Origin of the sequence: Breoghania sp. JC706 (genome assembly GCF_037026715.1) — a bacterium.
In the GTDB taxonomy this organism is placed as follows: domain Bacteria; phylum Pseudomonadota; class Alphaproteobacteria; order Rhizobiales; family Stappiaceae; genus Breoghania.
In genome coordinates, this window is the sequence record NZ_JBANCG010000005.1 from 170,638 (window position 1) to 197,060 (window position 26,423).

Here is a 26,423-nt window from a genome sequence, read left to right on the forward strand (position 1 = left end):
TTTTAAATCTCGGCCTTTCCCCCAGGGGTCCGTTTTTCTGCTGATGCACACAACGCGCCCTTACATTAATTTGATTTATTACGTACGATTTTGTGACTTCACGAAAAACGACAACAGCTTCGATGTGCGCATATTAATTCGCGCAACATAACGTCATATACGTATTGGCGCGTGCCCTTTAGTCTTATTGCCGTCGCGAATTGCGATTATAACAACGCGACAATCAAGACTCCCGTAAGAATACGGATAACCCGGTGCGTTTTTCTCTCTTTTTCTTGAAGATCGGAGAAGGCGGGAGATGAGGACGATCGAAATGCCCCGGCTTCGGCGCCTGACAATCAGCGAGAGCAAGATCAGGAATGTGATCGAACTCGCGCGCCTGCCGCAACCCGGTCCGCCGCCCGACGCGACCGGCACAAGCCCCTCGCCGGACAGGGCTCACGTCAACGAGATGCTGCGCCACCACCTCGAAGCCCTCGATCAGACCTTTCAGGAAGACCTTCTGGCGCTTGCCTGGTTCGGCCGCGAGGAAGCCTCGACGGCGGAATGGCAGGATTTCCATCTCGATGCGCAGCGCGCCTGGACCCGGGCAACGGCGGCCTATCTCGCCGCCATGCCCGAGCTTTCAGACTTTCTGGAATATGCCGTCGCCGCACTGGCGGACGAAAACCCGGCCTGACGGGGCGCGAGCAGCGCGATCCCGCATCCTATTCCGACAGCAGATCCTTCAACGCCAGCGCGACGATTTCGGTCGCCGCCTTCAGGTCGGAGAGCTTGAGGTGCTCGTCGGCGCCATGGGCGTTGGCCTCAAGGATCGAGCGCGGTCCGGCGCCGTAAAGAACGGTTGGAATTCCGGCCTCGCTGTAGTGGCGCGCGTCGGTGTAAAGCGGGGCACCGGTCGCCCCGATGGGCTCGCCGAGGATCGCCTCTGCCGGAATGGCAAGCGCCTTGACCAGGGCCTCCGTTCCCTCGCGCGGGCGCAGCGGTTCTGCCAGCATGATGCGCCGGCATTCCACCTCGATGCCCTCGGTCTGGGGTGCGGCGGCCAATATCAGGTCACGCAGTTGCTCTTCCACGACCGCGCCGTCCTCTTCCGGGATCAGCCGCCGGTCGAGCCGGAATGTGATGCGGTCCGGCACCACATTGGTGTTGATGCCACCGTTGATCAGACCAACGGTGAGCTTGGGCGTGTCGATGCCCTTCTGGGCGCTGTGCACGCCGTGCAGCCGGTGACGTTCGGCATAGAGTGCTGAGAGGATCGGCATCGCCGCCTCCAGCGCGTCTGCGCCGGTCTCCGGCATGGCGGCATGGGCCTGACGCCCGCGCACCACGACTTCCAGATGCAGGCAACCGTTGTGAGCGGTGGTGACCGCATAGGAGAAGCCGGCGGAAATCGCGTAGTCGGGCTTGGTCAGCTCCTGTTCGATGAGCCATTTCGGCCCGACGAAGCCGCCCGCCTCCTCGTCGTAGGTCAGGTGCAGCTCCACCGCGCCGTTGAGCCCCTCCGGCTCGGCGATCAACGCCAGAAGCGCGAAGGCATAGGTGGCGAAGTCGGATTTGGAGACGGCCACGCCGCGGCCGTAGATCTCACCGCCATGCTCCTCCGCGCCGTAAGGATCGGTGGTCCAGCCGTCGCCCGGCGGCACCACGTCGCCATGGGAGTTCAGCGCGATGGTCGGGCCGGTGCCGGCGCCGAAGACCTGACGCACGATCAGGTTGGTCACCGAACGCATGCCGTTCTGGCGCACGAAGGGCTCCGGCACGGGATGCTGCTCGACCTTGAAGCCCAGTCCCTGCAGCAGCTCCGCGGTGCGCTCGGCATGCGCCTCGCAATCGCCCGGCGGATTGTCCGACGGTACCTTCACGAGTTCCTTCAAGAATTCCACTTCCTCGGCCCATCGGGCCTCGATCGCGGCTTTCATCGGACATTCCTCTCCTGCTGCGCCAGCGTTTCTATCGTTCGCACGAGAACCTCGACGGCGGTGCCAATGTCCTCAACGCATGCGTGTTCCAGCGGATTGTGGCTGATCCCGGCCCGGCAGCGCACGAATATCATGCCGATGTCGGTCAGCTTCACCATCGCCTGGCCGTCATGGCCCGCACCGGACATGAGCCTGAACGGCTTCAGCCCCATGCCGGTGATCGCCTGTTCCATTGCAGCCTGAAGGCGGGGTGCGCAAGGGGCCGTTGCGGCATCGTGGAAGCGTTCCATGCCGATGACGCAGCCCCGGCGCGCGCCGATCGCCCGCGCCCGCGTCCGGATGGCGTCGATCGCGCTCTGCCGGGCGGCATCGCTCGATGCCCGCACGTCGAGCGGCATGCGCACTTCCGCCGGGATGACGTTGACCGCCCCCGGGTGCGCATAGATCTCGCCGACCGTGGCAACCAGATTGTCGCGCGTCCCGGCCCGGGCGATCTCCTCAACCGCCAGAATGAGCTCGCTCGCCGCCGCCAGGGCGTCATGACGCAGTGCCATGGGCACGGTGCCAGCGTGGCCGGCCTCGCCGCGGATCGTGATTCGGAACCGGCTCGCCCCGGCGATCGCCGTCACGATGCCGACCGGCAGGTTCTCTTTCTCCAGAACCGGCCCCTGTTCGATATGAACCTCCAGATACCCCGTCACTTCCTTCGGATCGTAAGCGGCGCTGCCGGCCTTGTCGGGGTCGCAGCCGAACCGGACGAGCGCCTCGCGCACGGTGACCCCGTCGGGATCGGCGGCTTGCAGCGCACGCCAGTCGAGCTGGCCGGCGACGGCGGACGAGGCGAGCAAGGTCGTTGGAAAGCGCACACCTTCCTCGTCGCCGAAGGCCAGCACCTCGATACCGAAGGGGCGCGGCGTTCCGCGCTCGATGAGCGCCCGCGCGGCCAGAATGCCGGCCACCACGCCGAGATTGCCATCGTAACGGCCGGCGTCGCGCACCGTATCGATGTGCGAGCCGATCAGCAGGACCCGTCCGCTCGGGGTGGCATTTGGAGAGAGATATCCACGCACGGTCCCCAGGTTATCCTCGGAGACGTGAAGCCCCGCCTGCCGCATCCAGCTCGCAACATGGTCGGCGGCCGCCCTGTGCTCGCGCGAAAGATAGACGCGCGTCAGCCGGCCTTCCTCGCAGGAATGGCGGGCCAGCGCGTCGATCATCGCCTGCGCCCGCTCCCCGAACCGGCCGTTCAGAGGCTTTCCCCCGAGATTATCCCCGGTACTATCCCCAGAGTTTTCCCCGGAATTGTTCACAGACGTTTCCACACCTTGTGCAGGTCCCTTCCCCGCCTCCGTCTCCGCGTGTTCCCCAACCCTTTCCACAACGACGCGCTCTTCGATACGGAAGCGCAGGATGCGGGCGATCTGTGTCAGCGCGGTGGCCAATTCGGCCTCAGGCTCGTTCCGGATCCGCTCTTCGAACGCGGCCAGAATCTGGTGCTTCGTCGCCCCCTTCACAGCCAGGATGAAGGGAAAGCCGAAACGCGCCTTGTAGGCCTCGTTCAGCCGCTCGAAGCGGGCGAATTCCTCATCGTCCAGCGTGTCGAGGCCGGCGCCGGCCTGCTCGCGGCGCGATTCGTCGGCCACGTCCCCGGCCCGCGCGGCCTTTCCGGCAAGATCGGGATGGGCGCGGATCAGCGCGAGCTGACGGTCGCGCGAAACGGAGCGTACGGCGGCCTCGAAACCGGCCACCATGCTCGCGATATCGACGAAGGGGCGCAGTTCCGCTGCCGCCTCCGCCACCCAGGGCGAGTGTTCCGCGATGTCCTGGAAATACCGGACGAAGGTCTCCGCGGACATGGCGTTGACCGCGGAAAGCTCGACCGGAAACGCGGGTCTGTCTGACATCTTCTCGTTTTGCCCGAACCTGTTGGCACCGGCTTTTCATGGTCTGGGGCGGCGCCGGCACCTGGAGTGCCGGCATCATCGCCTATTGCTGCTGCGCGATCCAGGCGCCGAGCTGCTTGCGCTCTTCCTCGGTCATGCCGGTCTCGTTGCCGAGCGGCATGGCATCGGAGTGCACGGCCATCGCCAGGATCTGCTCCGACCAGCGGTGCAGTTCATCGATCGTCTCCAGTTGCACACCATTGGGCGGTTCTGCAAACAATTCGTTCGTCGGATGTGCCGAATGGCAGGCGATGCAGTGCTTGTGGGTGAGCGCCAGAACCGCCTGATCGGAGACCGCCATGCCGGTGGCATCGATGCGTGCCGGCGCCGTCATGATGACCGCCACGATCAATCCGATCGCGGCGACCGGCAGCGTCCAGGCGATCTTCGACAGCGGATCGCCCGCCTCGTGCCGGTTGAGGAAATGGCGCACCATCGCGCCGATGATGATGATCAGCGCCACCAGCAGCCACGAATGGGGATGGTTGGTCAGCATCGGATAATGGTTCGACACCATCATCACCAGCACCGGCAGCGTCAGGTAGTTGTTGTGGACCGAGCGCTGCTTGCCCATGGCCCCCAATGCCGGATCGGGATCGCGCCCTTCCATCAGCGCGCCCGCGATCTTCTTCTGGTTGGGGATGATCACGCCGAAGACGTTCACCGCCATGATCGTGCCGATGAAGGCACCGACATGGATGAGCGCGCCTCTCCCGGAATAGACGTGCGTGTAGCCGTAGGCGGCCGCCAGGATCAGCGCGAAGACGCAGGCCGCCAGAAGCGGCGTGTTCTTCCCGATCGGCGACTTGCACAGCGCGTCATAGACGAGCCAGCCGCCGGCAAGCGAGGCGATGGAGATGAGGATCGCCTCGCCGGGCGTCATCACCAGCACGTTCGGATCGATCAGGTAGCTCGACGCCTTGAAATAGTACTGCACCATGAGGAGGCCGAAGCCGGTCACCCAGGTCAGATACGCCTCCCACTTGTACCAGATGAGATCGTCGGGCAGCTGCTTGGGCGCGACGGCGTATTTCTCCACGTGGTAGAAGCCGCCGCCATGCACCTCCCAGGCGGTTCCCATCACCCCTTCGGGCATCGCCTCGCGCTTTCTCAGCGCCAGATCAAGTGCGATGAAGTAGAAGGACGTGCCGATCCAGCCGATGCCGACGATCATATGCGCCCAGCGCAGAAGGAGATTGAGCCAATCGGCGATGAAGGCACTCATGGGAAGGATCTTCTTTTTTGTGGCCGCAGTATCCTGGAACGGGCGGTATGGCCCATCCGGTCGGCGGCTCCCCGGTTGAAGCGAGACCGGCCCGGCAAACGCCCCGGGCCGACCGGTTGTCGCGCCTCAGGCGGCCTTGGCGTCCGCCTCCTCGGCGGGCAGGACCAGATTGAGGACCACGGCGAGCGTCGCCGCCGGCAGGAGGCCGGAGGTCAGCAGCACCTTGAGCGTCGCAGGCAGGTGCTGGAGCGATTCCGGCACCGCCTGCAGGCCAAGACCCACCGACAGCGAGACGGCAAGGATCAGCATGTTGCGCCGGTTCCAGTGGACGTCCGACAGCATGTTGATGCCGGCCGACACCACCATGCCGAACATGACGATGACGCCGCCGCCGAGCACCGCGATGGGCATTGTGGAGATGACCGCGCCGACCTTCGGCACGAGGCCTGCGACGATCAGGAAGATCGCGCCGTAGGTGACCACATGCCGGCTCATCACGCCGGTCATCGAGACGAGGCCCACGTTCTGCGAGAACGAGGTATTCGGCAGGCCGCCGAAGACACCGGCGATCGCGGTGCCGAGACCGTCGGCCATGGTGCCGCCGCCGATCTCCGCGTCCGTGGCCTCGCGCCCCGCGCCGCCCTTTGTGATGCCCGAAATGTCGCCGACCGTCTCGATCGCCGAGACGACCGCCATCAGGCACATGCCGACCACGGCTGCGACGTTGAACTCGAAGCCGTAGGAAAACGGCTGCGGCAGGGCGAACCACGCGGCGCGCCCGACATTGGCGAACGACACCATGCCGAAGGCGAGCGCGACCAGATAGCCGGCCAGAAGCCCGATCAGCACGCCGGCCGTCGACATCATGCCCCGGCCGAAGAACTTGGCGCCCATCGTCACCAGCACCACGACGATGGCGAGGCCCCAATGCTGGAAGGTGCCGAATTCGGGCTTGCCCATCAGCGGCACGCCGCCGGCGGCGTACTGGATGCCGACAGGGATCAGCGCGAGGCCGATGGAGATGACGACGATGCCGGTGACGAGCGGCGGCAGCGCGTTGCGAAAGCGGCCGATCACCGTGCCGATCAGGAAATGGAAGATGCCGCCGATGACCACGCCGCCGAAAAGGGCGGCCATGCCGGCGGTTTTCACCACCGGGATCATGACGGGAATGAAGGCGAAGCTGGTGCCCTGCACCACCGGCAGACGCGCGCCGACGGGGCCGAGGGTGACGGTCTGCAACAGCGTCGCAATGCCGGAAAAGACCATGGCCATCTGCACCAGATAGACCATGTCGGGCGAGCCGAAGGCATAGCCTGCGGCAAGCGAGACGATGATGGACGGCGTGAAATTGCTGACGAACATCGCCAGCACGTGCTGGATGCCGAGCGGCACCGCCTTTTCGATCGACGGCGTCCAGTCGGGATCGCGCAATTGCTCGGGCGTTGCCCCGAGATGCTGAGCCTCAGACATGAATAGTCCCCCATGGAAGATGTGACCTGATCCCTCGCCGATCTTTTGCCGGCGTATCGGACCGCAAGTCCGGTATTCGTTGCGAGCATGGGTCCCGGGACGGCTCCAACGGATCCCGAGCGGTCGCCACTTGCACCCCTCTCCCCCCTTGCGGGGGAGATGTCGGCTTTAGCCGACAGAGGGGGGTAAAGCCGCTTGCTCCGAACCTGCCGCTAGTACCCCCCTCTGTCACCCTGCGGGTGACATCTCCCCCACAAGGGGGGAGAGGAGAACAAGCCGCTGATATCCCGAAAAATCGCATGCTCTCCCGGCCGGGCCTGAGCTCGGCCGGGGTATTCCCTCTCCCGCACATCCCTCAACATGCGGGAGGCAATGACGTCCGCTTGCCGCTTACTGCGGCAGCTTGTCGTCGATGCCCTTGACGTAGAAGTTCATGCCGAGCAGCGTGCCGTCGTCGGCGACTTCGCCGTCCTTCAGCCACTCCGAGCCATCCTGCTTCATGATCGGGCCGGTGAAGGGATGCATTTCGCCCGACTTGATCTTGGCGACGGTCTCTTCCGCCATCGCCTTCACGTCGTCAGGCATATTGGTGAAGGGCGCGAGGTGGACCATCTCCTTGTCGAAGCCGCCCCAGGTGTCTTCCGACTTCCAGGTGCCGTCGATCACCGCCTTGGCGCGGGAGATGTAGTAGTCGGACCAGTTGTCGACGATCGCGGTGAGCTGCGCCTTGGGACCGAACTTGATCATGTCGGAGGCCTGGCCGAAGCTGTGGATACCGCGTTCCTCGGCGACCTGCGTGGCCGCGGGGCTATCGGTGTGCTGGGCGATGATGTCGACGCCCTGATCGATCAGCGCCTTGGCCGCATCGGCTTCCTTGCCCGGGTCGAACCAGGAGTTCACCCAGATCACCTTGACCTTGAAGTCCGGGTTGATCGACTGCGCACCCAGCATGAAGGCGTTGATGCCGCGCACCACTTCCGGGATCGGCACGGAGGCGATGTAGCCGGCGGTGCCGGTCTTCGACATCTTCGCCGCGATCTGGCCGATCACATAGCGGCCCTCATAAAAGCGCGAGGAGTACGTCGAGACGTTGTCGGCGCGCTTGTAGCCGGTGGCGTGCTCGAACTTCACATCCGGAAACTTCTTGGCGACCTTCAGCGTCGGGTCCATGTAGCCGAACGAGGTCGTGAAGATCAGCTTGTTGCCGGCGCGCGCCAGACGCTCGATGGAGCGCTCGGCATCCGGGCCTTCCGGAACGCTTTCCAGATACGTCGTCTCGACCTTGTCGCCCAAGGCCTTCTCGATGGCCTTGCGGCCCTGGTCGTGCTGGTAGGACCAGCCGAAGTCGCCGGTCGGGCCGATGTAGATGAAACCGATCTTCAACGGCTCCGCCTGGGCGGCGCCGGTCGCAAGGCCGAGGGCCAGTGCGGCTGCGGCAAGAAGCTTTGTCTTCATGGCAATGGTTCCTTTGGGTTCCCTGTGGAGTTTGGGGTGCGCATTCGCCCGTGCCGGGACTTTCTCGCTAACGCTCCGGCACGAAGGGCTTTCCGAGCGCCGCCGGCGTATTGATCAGCGACAGCCGGCGGTTGCTCGAAATCAGAACGAGGACGACGATCGTCGCCAGATAGGGAAGCGACGAGAGAAACTGCGAGGGGATGCCGCTGCCCAGAGCCTGTAGGTGCAGCTGCGAGATCCAGACCGCGCCGAAGAGATAGGCGCCGACGACCACCCGCCACGGCCGCCAGGAGCCGAAGACCACCAGCGCCAGCGCGATCCAGCCGCGCCCGGCGGTCATGTTCTCCACCCATTGCGGGGTGTAGGCGAGCGAGAGATAGGCCCCCGCCAGACCCGAGCACGCGCCGCCAAACAGGATCGCCAGATAGCGGTAGCGGACAACCGGAATGCCGAGCGCATGGGCGGAGACGTGGTTGTCGCCGATCGCGCGCAGCTTCAGTCCCGTGCGCGAGACGAACAGAAACCACGTCACCGCGATGACCAGCGCGAAGGAGAGATAGACCAGCAGGTCCTGACCGAAAAACACGGGCCCGATGAACGGAATATCGGAGATCCCGGGAATGTCGAGCGCCGGCAGCTTGATGCCCGGCTGGCCGACGAAGGCCTCGCCCAGCATGCCGGAAAGCCCCAGCCCCAGAAGCGTCAGCGCCAGACCGGAGGCGACCTGGTTGGCGACCAGCGTCTGCGTGACGAAGGCGAAGATCAGCGCCATCGCCATGCCCGCCAGCACCGCTGTGACGATGCCGACATACGGATTGCCGGTCCATTGCGCGCCCGCAAAGCCCATGACGGCGCCCATCACCATCATGCCTTCCACGCCCAGGTTGAGAACGCCGGAGCGCTCCACCACCAGTTCGCCGATGGCGGCCAGCAGCAGCGGCGTGGAGGCGGTGATCACCGTCAGCAGGATGGCCTCGAACATGGTCATACCGCTTCCTCCGCCGGAACGAGATTTTCAACCGGATCCTGCGGCCGCGCGCCCTTGCCCCGGCCGGAGACGATGCTGACCCGGTAGAGGATCAGCGTGTCGCAGGCGAGCACGAAGAACAACAGCATGCCCTGGAAGACCCGCACGACCTTGTCGGAGATGCCCATGGTCACCTGCGCCGACTCGCCCCCCAGATATGTCAGCGCCAACATCAGCCCGGCGATCAGGATGCCGACCGGATTGAGCCGCCCGAGGAAGGCGACGATGATCGCGGTGAAGCCGTAGCCCGGCGAGATCGAGGGCTGGAGCTGCTGCACCGTGCCGGAGACGGTCGCGATCCCGGCAAGGCCGGAAAAAGCGCCCGACAACAGGAAGCCGAAATAGACCATCTTCTTGCGCGAAAAGCCGGCAAACGCCCCTGCCCGCTCCGCCTGCCCCAGCACCTTGACCTCGAAGCCCTTGAGCGTGCCGCCGAGCAGGAAGGCGACGACGATGACGGCGACGACGGCGAAGACCGCGCCCCAGTGCATCGCGCCGTTGCCGATCATCGGCGGCAGGATGGCGGCTTCCGAAAAGTCCCGGGTTTCGGGGAAATTGTAACCGCCGGGATCGCGCCACGGCCCGCGCACCAGCCAGTCGAGCAGGAAGCCCGCCACATAGACCAGCATCAGCGAGGTCAGGATCTCGTTGGTGCCGAAGCGGGTCTTCAGGAAGGCCGGGATCGAGGCGTAGAGCGCGCCGCCGATCATGCCCATGACCATCATGGCCGGCAGCACCATCCAGCTGTCCCACTGCCAGAAATAGACCGGAATGATGGAGCCGAAGATGGCGCCCATCGTGTATTGGCCTTCCGCGCCGATGTTCCAGGTGTTCGACAGGAACGCCACCGACAGGCCGACAGCGATGAGCACCAGCGGCGTCGCCTTGGAGGCAAGCTCCTCCAACGACCAGGCTTCCGTCAGCGGCTCGATGAAATACGAATAGAGCGCCTTCGCCGGGTCGTAGCCCAGCACCGCGAACAGGATCGCGCCGAAGATGACCGTCAACGCGATGGCGATCAGCGGCGAGGCGATGGCCATCGCCCTGGAATGCTCGGGACGCTTCTTCAGCTCAAGCCGCATCGATCTTTTCCCCTGCCGCGCTCACCGCGTCACCGCTCCCGTCTCCGTTTGTCTCGCCCGCCCCGCCCATCAGCAGGCCGATGCGCTCGCGCGTCATGTCCGATGCCGGTTCGGCCGGCGAAAGCTGGCCGCGCGAGATCACCGCGATCCGGTCGGCGATCTCGAAGATCTCGTCGAGATCCTGCGAGATCACGAGCACGGCGGAGCCTGCGCGTGCCAGATCGATCAGCGACTGGCGGATGAGCGCTGCCGCCCCCGCATCCACGCCCCAGGTCGGCTGGTTGACCACGAGCACGCCCGGCGAGCGGTCGAGTTCGCGCCCCATGACGAATTTCTGCAGATTGCCGCCCGACAGCGAGCGCGCCTCCGGGTTATCCCGGCTCATGCGCACGTCGAACGCGCCCTTGATGCGCTGCTCCATGGCGCGGGCCGCGCCGCGCGCCAGCATGGTCAGGTTGACGAGCCCGTCGCCGGTGGAATGGCGGGTGAGCAGGATGTTGTCGGCGAGCGCCAGCCCCGGCACCGCGCCGTGGCCGAGCCGTTCCTCCGGCACGAAGGCCGCGCCCGCGCGCCGACGCTGGGTGATGCCCATTCGGCCCGACGGCTTGCCGTCGATCTCCACCGCGTCCGCCTGCCGGGCGATGGTCTCTCCGGAAATGGCATCGAAAAGCTCGCTCTGGCCGTTGCCGGCAATGCCTGCGATCGCCACCACCTCGCCGCCGCGCACGGCGAGCCCCACATGCTTGGGCGGCACGGCGAAGGGGCTTTCGGCCGGCATGGTCAGGTCGTTGAGGGCGAGGCGTACGGGGCCGGTTGCCGGCGTGCCGTCGGCCTTCACCTGCTTGACGTCGGCGCCCACCATCATGGAGGCGAGCGAGCCGGCGGTTTCCTTCCTCGGATCGCACGAGCCCACGACCTTGCCGTGGCGCAGTATGGTGGCCGCCCGGCAGAGCCGCTTCACCTCTTCCAGACGGTGCGAGATGTAAAGGATCGCGCAGCCTTCTAAGGCCAGCCGCTCCAGCGTCTTGAACAGCCCGTCGGATTCCTGCGGGGTGAGCACGGACGTCGGCTCGTCCATGATGATGAGCCGCGGCTGCTGCAACAGACAGCGCACGATCTCGATGCGCTGGCGCTGGCCAACGGAAAGGTCCGCCACGCGCGAAGCCGGATTGAGCGGCAGGCCATAGTCGCGCGAAACCGTCTCGATGCGCTCAGACAGATCCTTCATCGCCGGCGCATCGTTCAGCGCCAGCGCGATGTTCTCCGCCACCGTCAGCGCCTCGAACAGCGAGAAATGCTGAAAGACCATGCCGATGCCGAGCGCGCGCGCCGCGGCGGGGCTCGCAATCGTCACCGGCCGGCCGTCCCACAGGATCTGGCCCTCGTTGGGCTCGAGCGCGCCGTAGAGGATCTTGACGAGCGTCGACTTGCCCGCCCCGTTCTCGCCCAAAAGCGCGTGGATCTCGCCGGCCCGGATGGCGAAATCGATATGGTCGTTGGCGAGCAGATCGCCGAAGCGCTTGGTGATGGCGCGCGCGACAAGAAGCTCCGCGCCCGCGTCATCCCCGGCACCCGACGGCGTCCTCGTCGGCCCAGCGTCGCTCATCTTCGAAACCCCCGGCTCATGCCCTTCATTCGGGCGGCTCTCGCCGTCCCGTCTCCGTCCAACCCGTCAAATTGCCTCATGCCGGCACAGCGATGCGCCGGCCCGCCCCGTGTTTTCGTCCGTCACGATACCGCGCGCACCGCCTTGCCCGTAAGAGACCCGCCAGCAACAGCAGGTTTCGTGCCAGCGGCGGCGCTGTCGCGCAGTACCAGCAGTTCCGCCACCGTCGCAACCGCAATCGCCGCCGGCTCGCGCGATGTGATACCGCTTATGCCGATGGGGCACACAAGTTCGGAAATCAGATCCTCGGATATCCCCACCTTGCGCATGTGGCGCTCAAAGCGCGCCCGCTTCGTGCCGCTGCCGATCAGCCCGACATAGGCAAAGCGCCCGGCGATGATCGCCGCTTCCGTGATCGCCAGATCAAGCGCGTGCGAATAGGTCATGATCAGCACGCAAGCCCCGTCCGGCGCGCTCTCCAGCGCCTGCGCGGGCTCGGCAACCTGCCGGCAGACGACATTTCCCGGAACGGCTGCGGGAAAGGCATCGGCGCGCGGGTCGATCCAGGTGACATCGAAGGGCAGCGGCGCCAGCGCCAGCGCCATCGCCCGCCCGACATGGCCCGCGCCGAAGAGATAAAGCGGCACCCGCGCTTCGCCGAACCGTTCCACCAGCACACCGCCCGGCCCAAGCGAGGCCGCCGGCATGCCGCCAAGGTCCGCATCATCCGACACGGCGCGCTCGAGAACGGCTCCCTCACCGAGCACGGCCCGGGTCGCGAACGGTCCCTGCGCCTCGCGTTCGGCGAGCGCGCGCACCGTCTCGGCGCGCTCCGGCGTGAAACGCTCGATCAGCACGTCCGACCGGCCGCCGCAGCACTGGCCGAGCTCCGGCCCGAGCGCGAAGTTGCGGCGCACCGTTTGTGGCCCATCCGCCGCCGCCAGCGCCTTGCGCGCGGCGGCGATTGCCTGGAATTCCAGTTCCCCGCCGCCGATGGTGCCCGAAAACGCGCCGGAGGGACGCACCACCAGCCGTGCGCCAGCCTCGCGCGGGGCGGAACCCTCAACGCGGATCACCGTCACCAGCGCGGCCGCGCCCTCTGCTTCAAGCGCTTCCGCCACCGCGGCCCAGATGCCGCTTCCCCACGCGCCGCCCCTCATGGCACCCTCGCGGCCTTCACCGCATCCACGGCGGCAAGGATCGCTTCGGGCGTCGCCGGCGCATCGAGCGGCGGAATCACGCCGGGCCTCAGGCTCGCCACCGCATCGACGATGGCGCAGAAGACCGAATTCGCCAGCATCACCGGCGGCTCGCCCACGGCCTTTGAGCGGTAGATCGTCGGCTCGGGATTTCCCAGAGATTTGTAAAGAGATATGCGGAAGTCTTCAGGGACGTCCGAAGCGGTGGGGATCTTGTAGGTCGACGGCGCGTGCGTGGTCAGCCGGCCCTTGTCGTCCCACACCAGCTCTTCGGTGGTCAGCCAGCCCATGCCCTGCACGAAGCCGCCCTCGATCTGGCCCATGTCGATGGCCGGATTGAGCGACTTGCCGACATCGTGCAGCACGTCGACGCGGGTAACCCGCATCTCGCCGGTCATCGTGTCGATGATCACTTCCGAACAGGCCGCGCCGAACGCGAAATAGAGGAACGGCCGGCCTGTCGCCGTCTGCCGGTTCCAGGTGATCTTGGGCGTCGCATAGTAGCCGGTCGCGGAGAGCTGGACCCGGCTCGTCAGCGCCGCCTTGGCGAGCTGGCCGAGCAGCACCGGCTCGTTGCCGATCAGCACATGGCCGTCGCGGAACACGATCTTGTCGATCGGCACTCCGTACTTGTCGGAGGCGAAGGCGACCAGCCGTTCCTTGATCTTCTCCGCCGCCCGCCGCGCGGCCATGGCGTTGAGATCGGAGCCGGAGGAGGCCGCCGTCGGCCCGGTATTCGGCACCTTGCCGGTGTGCGTCGCGGTGATCTTCACCTTCTCCAGCGGAATGGCGAATTCCTCCGCCACCACCTGGGCGACCTTGATGTTCAGCCCCTGCCCCATCTCCGTGCCGCCGTGGTTCAGGTGGACGGAGCCGTCCTGATAAAGGTGAACCAGCGCGCCGGCCTGATTGAGATGCGGCAGGGTGAAGGCGATGCCGAACTTCACCGGCGTCAGCGCCAGCCCCTTCTTCAGGATGTGGTTGGCGGCGTTGAAGGCGCGGATCTCCTCGCGCCGCGCGCGATAGTCGCTGGTCTGTTCCAGCTCGGTGACGATGGCGTGCTGGGTGGCGAATTCCTCCACCCGCATACCGTAGGGCGTGATGTCGGCGCCTTGCGCATAGAGATTGCGCTTGCGCACGTCGAGCGGATCGAGCCCGAGCGTGATGGCGATGGCATCCACCACCCGCTCCGCCGCCAGCATGCCCTGCGGGCCGCCAAAGCCGCGAAATGCGGTATTCGAGACGGTATCGGTACGCATGCGGCGCGAGGTGATCAGCGCATCCGGGTAGTGATAGCTGGAATCGGCGTGGAACATCGTCCGGTCGACGACGCCGAGCGACAGGTCCGCCGAACAGCCGCAGCGCGCGGCGAACGCCATGTCGACCGCCTTGATCGCGCCGTCGCCCTCGAAGCCGACGGCATAGTCGACGCGGAAGTCGTGCCGCTTGCCGGTCATGATCATGTCGTCGTCGCGGTCGAGCCGCAGCTTGCAGGGCCGGCCCGTGACGCGCGCGCCGATGGCGGCGAGCGCCGCCCACTGGTTCGCCTGGCTCTCCTTGCCGCCGAAGGCCCCGCCCATGCGGCGCACCTCGACGCTCACGCCCGCATCGATGGTGCCGAGCGCCTTGGCGACGATGTGCTGGACCTCGCTCGGGTGCTGGGTGGAGGAGTGGACGTACATGTCGCCGTCCTCGCCCGGCACGGCAAGCGCGACCTGCCCTTCCAGATAAAAGTGCTCCTGCCCGCCGATGCGCATGACACCGGAAAGCTGGTGCCGCGCGGTCTCCAGCGCCGTCTCCGGCTGGCCCTTTCGGAACTGGTAGTCCGGCAGCACCGTCGTGTCATTCACGAGCGCCTGATCCACCGTGATCGTCGCCGCCTCTTCGCTCACTTCGATGCGGGCAAGGCGTGCCGCGCGGCGTGCCTCGGCGCGGGTGCGGGCAACGACGGCGAAGACCACCTGCCCCCAGAACAGGATCTCCCCGTCCGCCAGGATCGGATCGCCGCCGATGGAGGGCGAACAGTCGTTCTCGCCCGGAATGTCTTCGACCGTCAGCACCGCGACGACGCCCGGCGCCGCCCTTACCGCATCGAGATCGAGCGCAATGATATGTCCGCGCGCTGCGTCCCGGCACCAGCCCGGCGCCATGTGCAGCGTGCCCTCGGGCTCGGCCACGTCGTCAACATAGACGGCCGCGCCGCTCACGTGCTTGTCGCCGCTGTCGTGTTTCAGCGGCCGGCGGACAGTGGCGTAGGCGACAGTCGGTGTCTCGATCATGTCAGACAAGGGTTTCCGCCGCCTCCCTGTGTCCCTGAACGCGGGTTCTGTCGGACGGCATGCCCGCCGCCTCCACCAGCGCCTTGGCCAGCAGCGAACGGGACACCTTGACCCGGTATTCCGCGCTCGCGCGCATGTCGGATATCGGCGCGAAATCGCGCTCGATGGCCTTCAGCGCGCGGCCCCATGTGCCGGGCTCGGCCAGCACCGCACCACCAAGCGCGGCTTCGGCCCGCCGCGCCCGCTTCGGCGTCGCCGCCATGCCGCCGAAGGCGACGCGCGCATGGATGATGCGTCCCTCCTCGATGGTGAACAGGAAGGCGGCCATCACGGCGGAAATGTCCTGATCGAAGCGCTTGGAGATCTTGTAGGCGCGGAAGACGTCGTTCGGCCCCGGCGCCGGCACGAAGATGCCGGTGACGAATTCCCCCTCGCCACGGTCCTGCTTGCCGTAGTCGATGAAGAAATCCTCCAGCGGCAGGGTGCGCGCCGTCTCGCCCTTGCGCAGCTCCAGCATGGCGCCGAGCGCGATCAGCATGGGCGGCGTGTCGCCGATGGGCGAGCCGTTGGCGATATTGCCGCCGACCGTTCCAGACGCGCGCACCTGCCGGGATCCGATGCGCGACCACACCGCGCCGAGATCGGGGTCGAGCCGCGCGATTTGAGGCTCCACCCGCGCAAGGCTCGCCGTGGCGCCGATGATCAGCCCCTCCTCGATGGCCTCCACGCGATCGAGGAAGGCCACCCGGCCGAGCCAGATGATCTTCGGCAAGTCGCGAAGCTGCTTGGTGATCCAGAGCCCCACATCGGTCGCGCCTGCGACCAGAGTCGCATCCGGATGGCGGGAATAGAGATCGGCCAGGGCGTCGATAGACGCGGGTGCGGCGAAGAACGAGGTCTCGTCGCCGATGAAGATCTCCTCGCCGTCGTGAAGACCCGCGAGCGTTTCGGCGATTTGGTCGGCACGGCGCGAGAACTGGTCGTCGGGCTCCGCGAAGCAGACTTCCAGCGCCGCATCCGCGATCGGCCTGTAGCCCGTGCAGCGACAGAGATTTCCGGCGAGCGCCTCGTTGACCGTGCGCCGGTCCGGCGTGGCCGCCGGCTGGTGATAGAGCGTGAAAAGGCTTATGGCGATGCCGGAGGTGCAGAAGCCGCACTGCGAGCCGTGATGGCGGGCCAGCGCTTCCTGGACGGGGTGCAGACGCCCGTCTTCCGCCAGATCCTCGATGGTCACAACCTCGCAGCCATCCACCTGGCCGAGCAGCTGAATACAGGCGTTGACGGGCTCGTAGACCAGTTGCCCGTCCACAAGCCTGCCAAGCGCCACGGTGCAGGCGCCGCAATCGCCTTCGTTGCAGCCCTCCTTGGTGCCGACTTTTCGTTCGCTGAGGCGCAGATAATCGAGCAGCGTCTCGGTGGGCGCCACGTCGGAAAGCTCGATGATCTGATCCCCGCGCAGGAAGCGGATCGCTTCACGCATGCGGCTCAACTCCCGCGATAGGTCGAATAACCGTAGGCCGACAGCAAAAGCGGCACATGATAGTGCGCATCGGCATCCGAAATCCCGAAACGGATCGGGATCATGTCCAGAAAGGCCGGCTCCGGCAGGCTCTGCGCCTTGCGCAGATAATCGCCGGCAAAGAAGCGCAATTCAAATGTTCCGGCGCGAAAGGCGGAGCCTTCGAGAAGCGGCGTGTCCGCGCGACCGTCGGCATTGGTCGAAAGGGCGGAAAGCCGTTCGGGCTCGCCATCCAGACACCATAACTCGATATAGAGCCCCGCCGCAGGCTTTCCCGCGCCGGTGTCGAGAACATGGGTGGTCAGACGCCCCATCGCGGCTCCTCTTGATACGACAATAGATTAGGCATGCACCGCGAGTGTGCATCACCATGCCGGCTCACAAAAGAACTTAATTCAGTCACGGGCGATGCCGAAACGGCATCACCCCACGGCCTGCCGATGCCGAGCCGGACTCAGCCACGATCGAAGATCATCGCCGGCTCGAGAGCAAGCCCGGATCGGGCAAAAGGCGTCGGCGGCGAAAGGCCGGAACCGCGCGGCCACGGGCGCCGGTTCACACGCACCGCACGAAAGCGCGCGAAACCGCCATTGTCATCGCCCTGATGGCGCGGCGCGGAGAATGCGACATATGGCGCGCGAATTGACGACGCACGGTCGGCCGGCAACGTCTTGTGGATAAGAAGCGCACGTGCAGCACGCGCCGCACTCTCCACCGTCATCACCCGGCGAAGTCCGGGTGATCCAGCGCGCCACGCATTCGGGGCCAGCCATGGATTGCCCGGACGAAGCCAGGCAATGACGACGGAGGGGCCTGGGTGGGATAGCGGGTGCAACCGGCGACGTACAGCCGTCGAGACGCGTTTTCGCCCTACGGCAGCAGCACCGTCGTCCCCGTCGTGCGGCGGCCTTCCAGGTCCCGGTGGGCCTTCACGGCATCGGCGAGCGCGTAGGTCTGGTTGACCTTGATCTTCACCGCTCCGCTCGCCACCACGTCGAACAGGCCGTTGGCGGTGCGCTCCAGATCGGCCCTCTGCGCGACGTAGGTGAAGAGCGTCGGCCGGGTCGCGAAGAGCGAGCCCTTCTGGCCCAGTAGCGCAAGGTTGAAGTCCCGGATCGGGCCCGACGACTGGCCGAAGGACACCCACATGCCGAGCGGCTTCAGGCAGTCGAGCGAACCGGGATAGGTGTCGTTGCCGACCGAATCGTAGACGACATCGCATTTCGCCCCGCCGGTGATCTCGGCCACCCGTTCCACGAAGTTCTCCTTCGTGTAATCGATGACGTGTTCGTAGCCGTGGGCGCGCGCCAGTTCCGCCTTTTCCGGCGAGCCGACCGTGCCGATGACGGTGGCGCCCAGGTGCCTCGCCCACTGCCCGGCGATCAGCCCGACCCCGCCGGCCGCGGCATGAAACAACAGCGTGGTGCCCGGACCGACCTTGAACGTGTCTTTCAGCAGATAGCTCGCCGTCATGCCCTTCAGCATCATGCCGGCCGCTGTCCGGCTGTCGATCTCGCGGGGAAGCTTCACCAGCCGGTCGGCCGGCACCAGCCGCTCCTCGGCGTAGGAGCCGAGCGGGCCGACATAGGCGACGCGGTCACCGGGCGCGACCTCACTCACCCCTTCCCCCACCGAGACAACGGTGCCCGCGCCCTCGTTGCCCGGCGTCATCGGCAGGCCTTCGGGTGCGGGATAGAGGCCGGAGCGGAAATAGGTGTCGATGAAGTTCAGGCCGATCGCCTCGTGCCGGATGCGGGCCTCGCCCGGGCCGGGCTCGCCGATCTCAACTTCCTCGAACCGCATCACCTCCGGTCCGCCGGTCTCGTGAACGCGTATCGCTCGAACCATCTTCGGGCTCCCTTTTCGTTTCGCCGATTTCTGCGCGCGGATATCGGACCGTTCAGCGTGCCGCCCCGCGGCGTTCGCGACGGCGCCTTGCGGCCAGGATGTTGAAGAACTCGACCGAACAGGAAAACGCCATGGCAAAGTAGATGTAGCCGCGCGGAATGTGGAAGCTCAAGCCGTCTGCCACCAGCGCCACACCGATCAGCAGCAGAAAGGCGAGCGCCAGCATCTTCGTTGTCGGATGGCGCCTGATGAAGTCGGCGATCGGGCCGGAGGCGACGTACATGATGATCAGCGCGACGACCACGGCGGCGATCATGATCGACAGGTGCTCCGCCATGCCGATGGCCGTGATGATCGAGTCGACCGAGAACACCATGTCGATGATGGCGATCTGCACGACGACGGACAGGAAGGACGCAGCCGCCTTCGCCGGGCGCGGGTCGCCGCCATCGTCCTCGTCGCTCTCGCCGGCCTCAATCGTATCGTGGATCTCCTGCGTCGCCTTGACGATCAGGAACAGGCCGCCGGCGAGCAGGATCAGATCCCGCCAGGAAAAGGCGTTCTCGAACAGTTCGAAGAGCGGGCGCTGAAGCGTGATGATCCAGGTCAGAAGCGACAGCAGCGCCACGCGGAAAACGAAGGCGAGCGTCAGGCCGATGGCCCGGGCCCGGTCGGCGGAGACGCTTTCCAGCCGGCCGACGATCAGCGAGATGAAGATGATGTTGTCGATGCCGAGGACGATCTCCATGACCGTCAGGGTGACGAGGCTGGCCCAGCCGGCCGGTTCAACCACCCATTCCAGCATTTTTCACTCCGCCGAGCGTGCACGCATCCTGTCGCTGAGCTGGAACAGGGCGCCGATCACCAGCAGATAGATACTGGAACCGGCCAGTCCAATACCCGTCAGTCCCTGCGCCTGCATGCCGTCGCTGGCGGCCACGAAGGCGGAACCGAGCCAGACGATGGCGACGGCGAGCGTCAGCGGCCTGAGCCGCTTCACCCGCACCGGATGAACGAAACGCACCGGCGCGAAGGTCAGCGCCACGAACACCACGATGATCGCCAGCGAATAGGCCTGCAGCCCGGGAAACGCGAAGATCACGAAGACCAGCATGTTCCACGTCACCGGGAAACCACGGAAACAGTTGTCCGGCAGCTTCATACCCTCGTAGGCGAAATAGAGTGCACCGGAGACGACGACGAGCCCGGAGGCGATCAGATTGTAGGGGCTACTCATCAGCCCGGCGGTGGCGATGGCGAAGGCCGGTAGCAACACGTAGGTCGCGTAGTCGATGACAAAGTCGAGCGCCGCGCCGGACCAGGTCGGCAGCTTCTCGGTGACATTGGCCGCACGCGCCAGCGGTCCGTCCACACCGTCGACGACGAGCGCGACGCCGAGCCAGGCGAACATCATCGGCCAGTCGCGGTCCGCCGCCGCAACCATTGCCAGAAGCGCCCACAGCGCACCGGAAGCGGTCAGGATGTGGACGGCAAAGGCCAGCCAGGTGGATTTGCCCATGTTTGCGGATTCTTCGCGCGGCTGCGTCGCCATTTCACTTGCTTTCCGGGGATGCGCCGGTTGCGCCGTTCAAGCCTTCTGCGTCCTGGAGCATATCCCGATCGGATGAACCGATCTGATAGATTAGGAAATCGCTCTAGCGGACACGCGGCCCGTGTTCCAGCGGTTTTAAACCGGTCGGCTTTCGAACCCTTAATTGCTTCACGCCGCGGATGGCCTGATCCCGTTCGATCCGCCCCGCGCGCCGCCCTCGCCTGCACTCTTGGCATCGCAGCGCGTCACAGTCGATCAAAACTTGTTCAAAAGGGTCACTTTCCGGTCATCGGGTCCGGAAAAATTGGGCAAAACTGTACAATGTTGACACCGGGGTGGCACCGGCCACCGTCAAAATGACGCAGGTGCGCGCGCTGCGGAAACGAGCGCGCACGGGTGAGTCGCGCGCAATCGCATGCGAAGACCCCGCTCTTGCCGGAACCCGAAGGCTGGCCTAAGCCTTCCCTGCACAAGCATTCCAGCGCACCACGCGGACCGGATGGGCCGGTCCGGATGAGACACGTCCGAACGGGACATCCCGAGGGGGGCCGGACATATCAAGAAGGATGGAGACGATGAGCAAGGCGACAGCGCAGATGACGGAGATCGCCGTGGTCGGGTCTGGCCCCTCGGGGATGATCGCGGCCCTGCTGCTTTCCGCCCGGGGTTTTACCACCGTCCTCGTCGGCCCGAAGGCCAAGGCCGATCCGCGCACCACCGCGCTGCTCGACGCCTCCGTCGCCATCCTCTCCGATCTCGGCGTCTGGGACGACATCGCGCCGCTTGCCGCGCCCTTGCGCCAGATGCGCCTGATCGACGACACGGGCCGGCTCGTGCGCGCGCCGGAGACCCTGTTCGACAGTTCGGAAATCGGCCTTGAGGCATTTGGCTACAATGTCTTGAACAACGATCTTAATGCGGTGCTTGAAAAAGCGCTCGACCGCAGCCAGGTAACCCGCATCGAGGCCTTCGCCGAGGCGGTTCGGCCGCCGGCCGCTGGCCGCCTCGATAACGTGGAGATCGATATCGAGGGCCGCGACGCGCCCCTTTGCGCAAAACTCGTCGTGGCCAGCGACGGGCGGGAATCGCGGGTGCGCGATGCGGCGGGCATCGCGGTCCGGCGCTGGAGCTACCCGCAATCTGCGCTGGTGGCCAACCTCTCGCACGGGCGGCCGCACGACGATACCTCCACCGAGTTCCACACGCCGCACGGCCCCTTCACGCTGGTGCCACTGAAGGGCAATCGCTCGAGCCTCGTGTGGGTGGGCGAGCCCGCCGCGATCGAGACGGCCGCTGCGCTCGGCGAGGAGGCCTTCGCGACCGAGGTCGAGCGTCACGCGAAATCGATCCTCGGGCCGATGAAGCTCGAAAGCGGCCGTCAGGTTTTCCCCCTGTCGGGCATGAAGGCAAAGACGGTTGCGGCCCGGCGCATTGCGCTCGTGGGCGAGACGGCGCATGTCTTCCCGCCGATCGGTGCTCAGGGCCTCAACCTGTCGCTGCGCGACGTGGCGGTGCTCGGGCAGACCTGCGAGCGCGCGCGCTCCAACGGACAGGACATCGGCGGCGAAACCGCGCTTGCCGCCTACGCGGCGGCCCGGCGCGGCGACATTGATACTCGCATCTTCGGCGTCGACACGCTCAACCGCACGCTTTTGGCGGATTTCCTGCCCATCCAGATGGTGCGCGGTCTGGGGCTCTATCTCGCCGGCCAGGTCGGCCCCTTGCGCCGCCTCCTGATGCGCGAGGGCGTAGCCCCCTCGTTCCGCGGCCGCGCGAAATCGGCGTAGGTGGCCGGAGATCGGAGCAAGGGGCCCATCCTTCGAGACGGCCGCTTCGCGACCTCCTCAGGATGACGTTGTGTTTGTTGATGGTTTAGCGAAACAAGCAACACGATAACGTCATCCTGAGGAGGGCCGAAGGCCCGTCTCGAAGGATGGGCCGCTTGCTTTCACAGCCGCTTCACCACCCGCGCTCCCCCTCAGCGCGGCGGGATCGAATACGTCGCCGTTGCGTGCGCCACGATCTCTTCGCTTCCCTCGCTGGTGATCGCGCATTCGGTCACCGCGAGCCGCTTGCCGAGCTTCAGGAGCCGGCATGTGCCCAGCAGGTCGCCCGGCGACGGCTTTTTCAGGAAGTTGATGTTGAGATTGGTCGTGACCGCCAGCGCCACCGGGCCGATATGGGCGAGAATCACCACATAGGCGGCAAGATCGGCGAGCGCCATCATGGTCGGCCCCGAAACGGTGCCGCCGGGCCGCAGGTGCCGGTCATGCGCGTTGAGGCGGATCACCACCTCGTTTTCGGAAACGGATTCAACCGTATAGGCCGGTCCATCGTAATTGATTTCTGGAAATTCACGATCGAGGAAGTCGGAAACTTCCTCCTTGTCCATAACGGTGCCCATCATTCCTCCCCAGGCCGATCGACAATTCTGACCATGCGGCATGGGAGACAATCCCGGCTGGCTGCGCAAGTGCCTTGTGGGCGGACATGCGCTATAAGAGGCGAAACATCAGGGAGACGCATTCATGGCCGACGCCGCGACCACGCTGCCGGGAACCCCGCTGAAATCCGCGCTTGAAGACGGCATCCTGCGCCTGACGCTCAACATGCCGGAGCGCATGAACGCCCTTTCGGAAGCGATGATGGCCTCGCTGTCGTCGGCACTTTCGCGCGCGGGCGAGGATGATGCGGTGCGGGTCGTGGTGATCGATGCGGCGCCGGGCAAGGTCTTCTGCGCCGGACACGACCTGAAGGAACTGACGGCCCACCGCAGCGATGCCGATCGCGGGCGCGCCTATTTCACCGATATCATGGGCCGCTGCTCGGCGCTGATGCAGCAGATCGTTTCGCATCCAAAACCGATAATCGCCGCCGTTGCCGGGGTGGCGACGGCGGCCGGCTGCCAGCTGGTGGCCTCCTGCGATCTGGCGATCGCCACAGACCGGGCGACCTTCTGCACGCCGGGCGTCAATATCGGGCTTTTCTGTTCCACCCCGATGGTGGCGCTCTCGCGCAACGCGAGCCGCAAACAGGCGATGGAGATGCTGCTCACCGGCGAAAGCATCGACGCTTCCACCGCCAAGGATTTCGGCCTTATCAACCGCATCGTGCCGAGCGAATATCTCGATACGGTGGTGACGAAATACGCCGCCGTCATCGCGTCGAAATCGCCGCTGACGCTGAAGATCGGCAAGGAGGCGTTCTACGCCCAGGCCGAGATGTCGCTGGAGGACGCCTACAACTATTGCGCCAACGTGATGGTGGAGAACATGCTCGCCCGCGACGCCGAGGAAGGCATCGGCGCATTCCTGGAAAAGCGCGCGCCGGAGTGGGAGGGGCGGTAGCGGGGGCCGGGTGCCGAGGGTCACCGTAGGCGCGCCTTGCGGAACGAGCCTTTTGGAGCAAGCGGCCCTACCCCGCCTGCCCGCTCTGAATGAGCTTCACCGCGCCGCCGATGCCGGCGATCGCCATCTGCGTGCCGATGACGGCGAGGATCAGGCCCATCAGCCGGGTGACGATCTTGATGCCGTTGGCGCCCAGATAGGCGACGAAGCGGTTGCCGAACAGGAAAAAACCGTAGCTCACGGCGCACAGCACGAAGAACGCCGCGATCGTCGTCACCAGTTCGCTGAGGCCGTTGCCGGAGGCGAAGTTCACCGCCGTCGCGATCGTGCCGGGTCCGGCGAGGATCGGCACGGCGAGCGGTGCGATGGCGACGTCGAGTTCCGCCTCCCGGCTCGCGCGCTTGTCCTCGCTCGATGGCTGCTGAACGCGCGAGGCGTCGCCCTGCACCATGTGATAGCCGACGAGAAACACCAGCAGCCCGCCGGTGATGCGGAAGGCCGGCAGGGTGATGCCGAAGACCTGGAAGATCAGGTTTCCCGCCACCGCGAACACCACGACGATGCCGAAGGCCAGCGCCAGCGCTCGAAAGGCGACGAGATGGCGGACGTCCTCGTCGTCGCCCGAGGTCAGCGACAGGAAGACAGGCGTGTTGGCGACGGGGTTCATGATCGCGAAGAACGCCGCGAAGACCGACACCGCATGTCCGAGAAAGCTGTCCATCCCCTCCTCCCGCAAAGCCGCCGCTTGCCCGCGCCGCGCAAAGCCAATAGCGTTGCCCGCGCGCCACGGCCGACGCCGCAAAGACGCACCTGAAGACAACCCCAGGAACCTTCGTGTCCCACGATCCCTATCCCGATGCAACGATCCGCGCCATTCTCGACGAGGTGAAGACCATCGCCATCGTCGGCGCCAGCGCAAATCCGGTCAGGCCGAGCTACTTCGTCATGAAGTACATGATCGACAAGGGATACACCGTCTTTCCGGTCAATCCCGGCCAGGCGGGCAAGGAAATCCTCGGCCGCCCGTGCTTTGCGAGCCTGAAAGAGGTTCCCGGCCCGGTGGACATGGTCGACATCTTCCGCGCCTCCGACGCGGTGCCGGGCATCGTGGAGGAAGCGCTGACGCTCCAGCCGTTGCCGAAGGTGATCTGGATGCAGCTCGGCGTGGTCCACGAGGAAGCGGCTTTGCGGGCGGAGCAAGCCGGCCTTCAGGTCGTGATGAACCGCTGCCCGAAGATCGAATACGGGCGGCTGTCCGGCGAGATCGGCTGGACCGGCGTCAACTCGCGCACGATCTCGGCCAAGCGGCCCGTCCTGCGCGGCGGCTTTCAGCACCGGGGACTGCGCAAGTAGCGGGCTTCAACGCCGCATTCCGGTTGCGGCCGCCGCACGATTGAGAAACCCTTTGCCGCCTTTTGCGGCGGAAGAGAACGACGTGCTTTGATCTTGATACGCGCAGGCGGCATCGTCCACTGTGGCGCGGCATAGCGCAGCCGGCCGGATGCTCTGCCCGGGCACAACCGGAAACGGACCGGCGGCCGATCGGCGCCCCCTCGGCCGCCTCGGTGACCAGAGCACAAAACAAGACAAGGGAAACGACCTTCATGACTGACAAGACGAGCGACAAGGCCCCGGGGTTCTCCACGCTCTCCATCCACGCCGGCGCCCAGCCGGATCCGGCCACCGGCGCGCGCGCGACGCCGATCTACCAGACGACCTCCTACGTCTTCGACGACGCCGACCATGCGGCCTCGCTGTTCGGCCTGCAGGCCTTCGGCAACATCTACACCCGCATCACCAACCCCACGACGGCCGTGCTGGAAGAGCGCGTGGCCGCGCTTGAGGGCGGCACCGCGGCGCTCGCCGTCGCCTCCGGCCATGCCGCGCAGATGATGGTGTTCCACGGCCTGATGCAGCCCGGCGACGAATTCGTCGCCTCCACAAGGCTTTACGGCGGTTCTATCAACCAGTTCGGCCATTCCTTCGAAAGCTTCGGCTGGAAGGTGAAATGGGCCAACCCGGACGACCTCTCCTCCTTCGAGAAGGCGCTGAGCCCGAAGACCAAGGCGATCTTCATTGAATCCATCGCCAATCCCGGCGGCATCGTCACCGACATCGCCGGCATCGCAGCCATCGCGAAGAAGGCTCGCGTGCCGCTGATCGTCGACAACACGCTGGCCTCGCCGTACCTGTGCCGGCCGATCGAGCACGGCGCCGACATCGTCGTCCATTCGCTGACCAAGTTCATGGGCGGCCACGGCAATTCCATGGGCGGGGTGATCGTCGACGGCGGTTCGTTCGACTGGTCGGCCGACGACCGCTACCCGATGCTGTCGAAGCCCCGGCCCGAATACAACGGCATGGTGCTGCACGAGACCTTCGGCAACTTCGCCTTCGCCATCGCCATGCGGGCGTTGTCGCTGCGCGATCTTGGCCCCGTGCTGTCGCCGTTCAACGCCTTCATGCTGCTGACCGGCATCGAGACCCTGCCACTGCGCATGCAGCGCCATTGCGACAACACACTCGCCGTGGCCCGGTGGCTGGAAAAGCACCCGGGCGTTTCCTGGGTGTCCTATGCCGGGCTTGAAAGCAGCCCGAGCCACGCCTTGATGAAGAAATACGCCCCCAAGGGCGCCGGCGCGGTGCTCACCTTCGGCATCAAGGGCGGATACGAGGCGGGCGTGAAGTTCGTCGCCGATCTCCAGCTCTTCTCGCATCTGGCCAATATCGGCGACACGCGCTCGCTGGTCATCCACCCCGCCTCCACCACCCACCGCCAGCTCTCCGACGAGCAGAAGGTGGCCGCCGGTGCAGGCCCGGAGGTGGTGCGCCTGTCGATCGGGCTTGAGGACGTGGACGACATCATCGCCGACCTCGATCAGGCACTTCGCGCCTGATCGACCGCGCAACAGGAAATCACGGCGTGCGGACACGCGGTCCGCATGC

General features: G+C 65.8%; 22 protein-coding genes. 5 read left to right on the forward strand and 17 right to left on the reverse strand.

The window, feature by feature from the left end; all coding sequences use genetic code 11:
- Positions 1-298 precede the first annotated feature (298 nt).
- On the forward strand, positions 299-679 hold the full coding sequence (locus V2L18_RS11815) for a DUF3775 domain-containing protein (RefSeq protein WP_336178458.1): 381 nt from the start codon (positions 299-301) through the stop codon (positions 677-679).
- A gap of 28 nt (positions 680-707) precedes the next feature.
- On the opposite strand, the gene V2L18_RS11820 is transcribed toward V2L18_RS11815, so the two are convergent.
- From V2L18_RS11820 to V2L18_RS11890, 15 genes are all read right to left on the reverse strand, one after another.
- Positions 708-1,922, reverse strand: a complete 1,215-nt coding sequence (locus tag V2L18_RS11820) for a M20/M25/M40 family metallo-hydrolase (protein ID WP_336178459.1) — start codon at positions 1,920-1,922, stop codon at positions 708-710.
- Positions 1,919-3,826, reverse strand: coding sequence for an allantoate amidohydrolase (locus V2L18_RS11825; RefSeq protein WP_336178460.1), 1,908 nt, complete (start codon positions 3,824-3,826; stop codon positions 1,919-1,921). Before V2L18_RS11825 ends, V2L18_RS11820 begins: the two co-directional genes overlap by 4 nt.
- An 82-nt stretch (positions 3,827-3,908) precedes the next feature.
- The gene (locus tag V2L18_RS11830; protein WP_336178461.1) at positions 3,909-5,090 is read right to left on the reverse strand and encodes a urate hydroxylase PuuD; all 1,182 of its coding nucleotides are present in this window, start codon (positions 5,088-5,090) and stop codon (positions 3,909-3,911) included.
- Positions 5,091-5,216: 126 nt separating this feature from the next.
- A complete protein-coding gene (locus V2L18_RS11835; RefSeq protein ID WP_336178462.1) occupies positions 5,217-6,563 on the reverse strand; it encodes a nucleobase:cation symporter-2 family protein in 1,347 nt (448 codons plus the stop codon).
- Between the two features lie 390 nt (positions 6,564-6,953).
- Complete coding sequence (locus V2L18_RS11840; protein ID WP_336178463.1) at positions 6,954-8,018, reverse strand: BMP family ABC transporter substrate-binding protein; 1,065 nt, start codon at positions 8,016-8,018, stop codon at positions 6,954-6,956.
- A 67-nt stretch (positions 8,019-8,085) separates the two neighbouring features.
- Complete coding sequence (locus tag V2L18_RS11845; protein ID WP_336178464.1) at positions 8,086-9,006, reverse strand: ABC transporter permease; 921 nt, start codon at positions 9,004-9,006, stop codon at positions 8,086-8,088.
- Entirely contained in the window at positions 9,003-10,127 is a 1,125-nt protein-coding gene (locus tag V2L18_RS11850) for an ABC transporter permease (RefSeq protein ID WP_336178465.1), read from the reverse strand. Before V2L18_RS11850 ends, V2L18_RS11845 begins: the two co-directional genes overlap by 4 nt.
- Positions 10,117-11,733, reverse strand: a complete 1,617-nt coding sequence (locus V2L18_RS11855; protein WP_336178466.1) for an ABC transporter ATP-binding protein — start codon at positions 11,731-11,733, stop codon at positions 10,117-10,119. Before V2L18_RS11855 ends, V2L18_RS11850 begins: the two co-directional genes overlap by 11 nt.
- A gap of 122 nt (positions 11,734-11,855) precedes the next feature.
- On the reverse strand, positions 11,856-12,893 hold the full coding sequence (xdhC, locus tag V2L18_RS11860) for a xanthine dehydrogenase accessory protein XdhC (protein WP_336178467.1): 1,038 nt from the start codon (positions 12,891-12,893) through the stop codon (positions 11,856-11,858).
- Positions 12,890-15,211, reverse strand: a complete 2,322-nt coding sequence (gene xdhB / locus V2L18_RS11865; protein ID WP_336178468.1) for a xanthine dehydrogenase molybdopterin binding subunit — start codon at positions 15,209-15,211, stop codon at positions 12,890-12,892. The genes xdhC and xdhB overlap by 4 nt, the downstream gene beginning before the upstream one ends.
- Position 15,212: 1 nt before the next feature.
- Positions 15,213-16,691: a xanthine dehydrogenase small subunit gene (gene xdhA, locus V2L18_RS11870; RefSeq protein WP_336178469.1), complete on the reverse strand. Its 1,479-nt coding sequence runs from the start codon at positions 16,689-16,691 to the stop codon at positions 15,213-15,215.
- Between the two features lie 5 nt (positions 16,692-16,696).
- Positions 16,697-17,044 (reverse strand): hydroxyisourate hydrolase, encoded by a 348-nt coding sequence (gene uraH / locus V2L18_RS11875; RefSeq protein ID WP_336178470.1) that lies wholly within the window; start codon positions 17,042-17,044, stop codon positions 16,697-16,699.
- 556 nt (positions 17,045-17,600) lie between these two features.
- Positions 17,601-18,578, reverse strand: a complete 978-nt coding sequence (locus V2L18_RS11880; protein WP_336178471.1) for a quinone oxidoreductase — start codon at positions 18,576-18,578, stop codon at positions 17,601-17,603.
- A 52-nt stretch (positions 18,579-18,630) separates the two neighbouring features.
- Positions 18,631-19,383 carry a TerC family protein gene (locus V2L18_RS11885; protein WP_336178472.1) on the reverse strand — a complete coding sequence of 251 codons (753 nt, stop codon included), beginning with the start codon at positions 19,381-19,383 and terminating at the stop codon, positions 18,631-18,633.
- Between the two features lie 3 nt (positions 19,384-19,386).
- Positions 19,387-20,130 (reverse strand): CDP-alcohol phosphatidyltransferase family protein, encoded by a 744-nt coding sequence (locus tag V2L18_RS11890; RefSeq protein ID WP_336178473.1) that lies wholly within the window; start codon positions 20,128-20,130, stop codon positions 19,387-19,389.
- 575 nt (positions 20,131-20,705) lie between these two features.
- On the opposite strand from V2L18_RS11890, the gene V2L18_RS11895 reads away from it, so the two are divergent.
- A complete protein-coding gene (locus V2L18_RS11895; protein WP_336178475.1) occupies positions 20,706-21,917 on the forward strand; it encodes a UbiH/UbiF family hydroxylase in 1,212 nt (403 codons plus the stop codon).
- Between the two features lie 191 nt (positions 21,918-22,108).
- Here the strand turns inward: V2L18_RS11895 and V2L18_RS11900 are convergent, their stop codons facing one another.
- On the reverse strand, positions 22,109-22,537 hold the full coding sequence (locus V2L18_RS11900; RefSeq protein WP_336178476.1) for a PaaI family thioesterase: 429 nt from the start codon (positions 22,535-22,537) through the stop codon (positions 22,109-22,111).
- A 121-nt stretch (positions 22,538-22,658) separates the two neighbouring features.
- Between V2L18_RS11900 and V2L18_RS11905 the strand changes: the two genes are divergently transcribed.
- Entirely contained in the window at positions 22,659-23,477 is an 819-nt protein-coding gene (locus V2L18_RS11905) for an enoyl-CoA hydratase (RefSeq protein ID WP_336178477.1), read from the forward strand.
- 67 nt (positions 23,478-23,544) lie between these two features.
- Here the strand turns inward: V2L18_RS11905 and V2L18_RS11910 are convergent, their stop codons facing one another.
- The gene (locus V2L18_RS11910; protein ID WP_336178479.1) at positions 23,545-24,198 is read right to left on the reverse strand and encodes a MarC family protein; all 654 of its coding nucleotides are present in this window, start codon (positions 24,196-24,198) and stop codon (positions 23,545-23,547) included.
- 113 nt (positions 24,199-24,311) lie between these two features.
- On the opposite strand from V2L18_RS11910, the gene V2L18_RS11915 reads away from it, so the two are divergent.
- On the forward strand, positions 24,312-24,830 hold the full coding sequence (locus tag V2L18_RS11915) for a CoA-binding protein (RefSeq protein WP_336178480.1): 519 nt from the start codon (positions 24,312-24,314) through the stop codon (positions 24,828-24,830).
- 251 nt (positions 24,831-25,081) lie between these two features.
- Positions 25,082-26,374 (forward strand): O-acetylhomoserine aminocarboxypropyltransferase, encoded by a 1,293-nt coding sequence (locus tag V2L18_RS11920; protein WP_336178481.1) that lies wholly within the window; start codon positions 25,082-25,084, stop codon positions 26,372-26,374.
- Positions 26,375-26,423 lie beyond the last annotated feature (49 nt).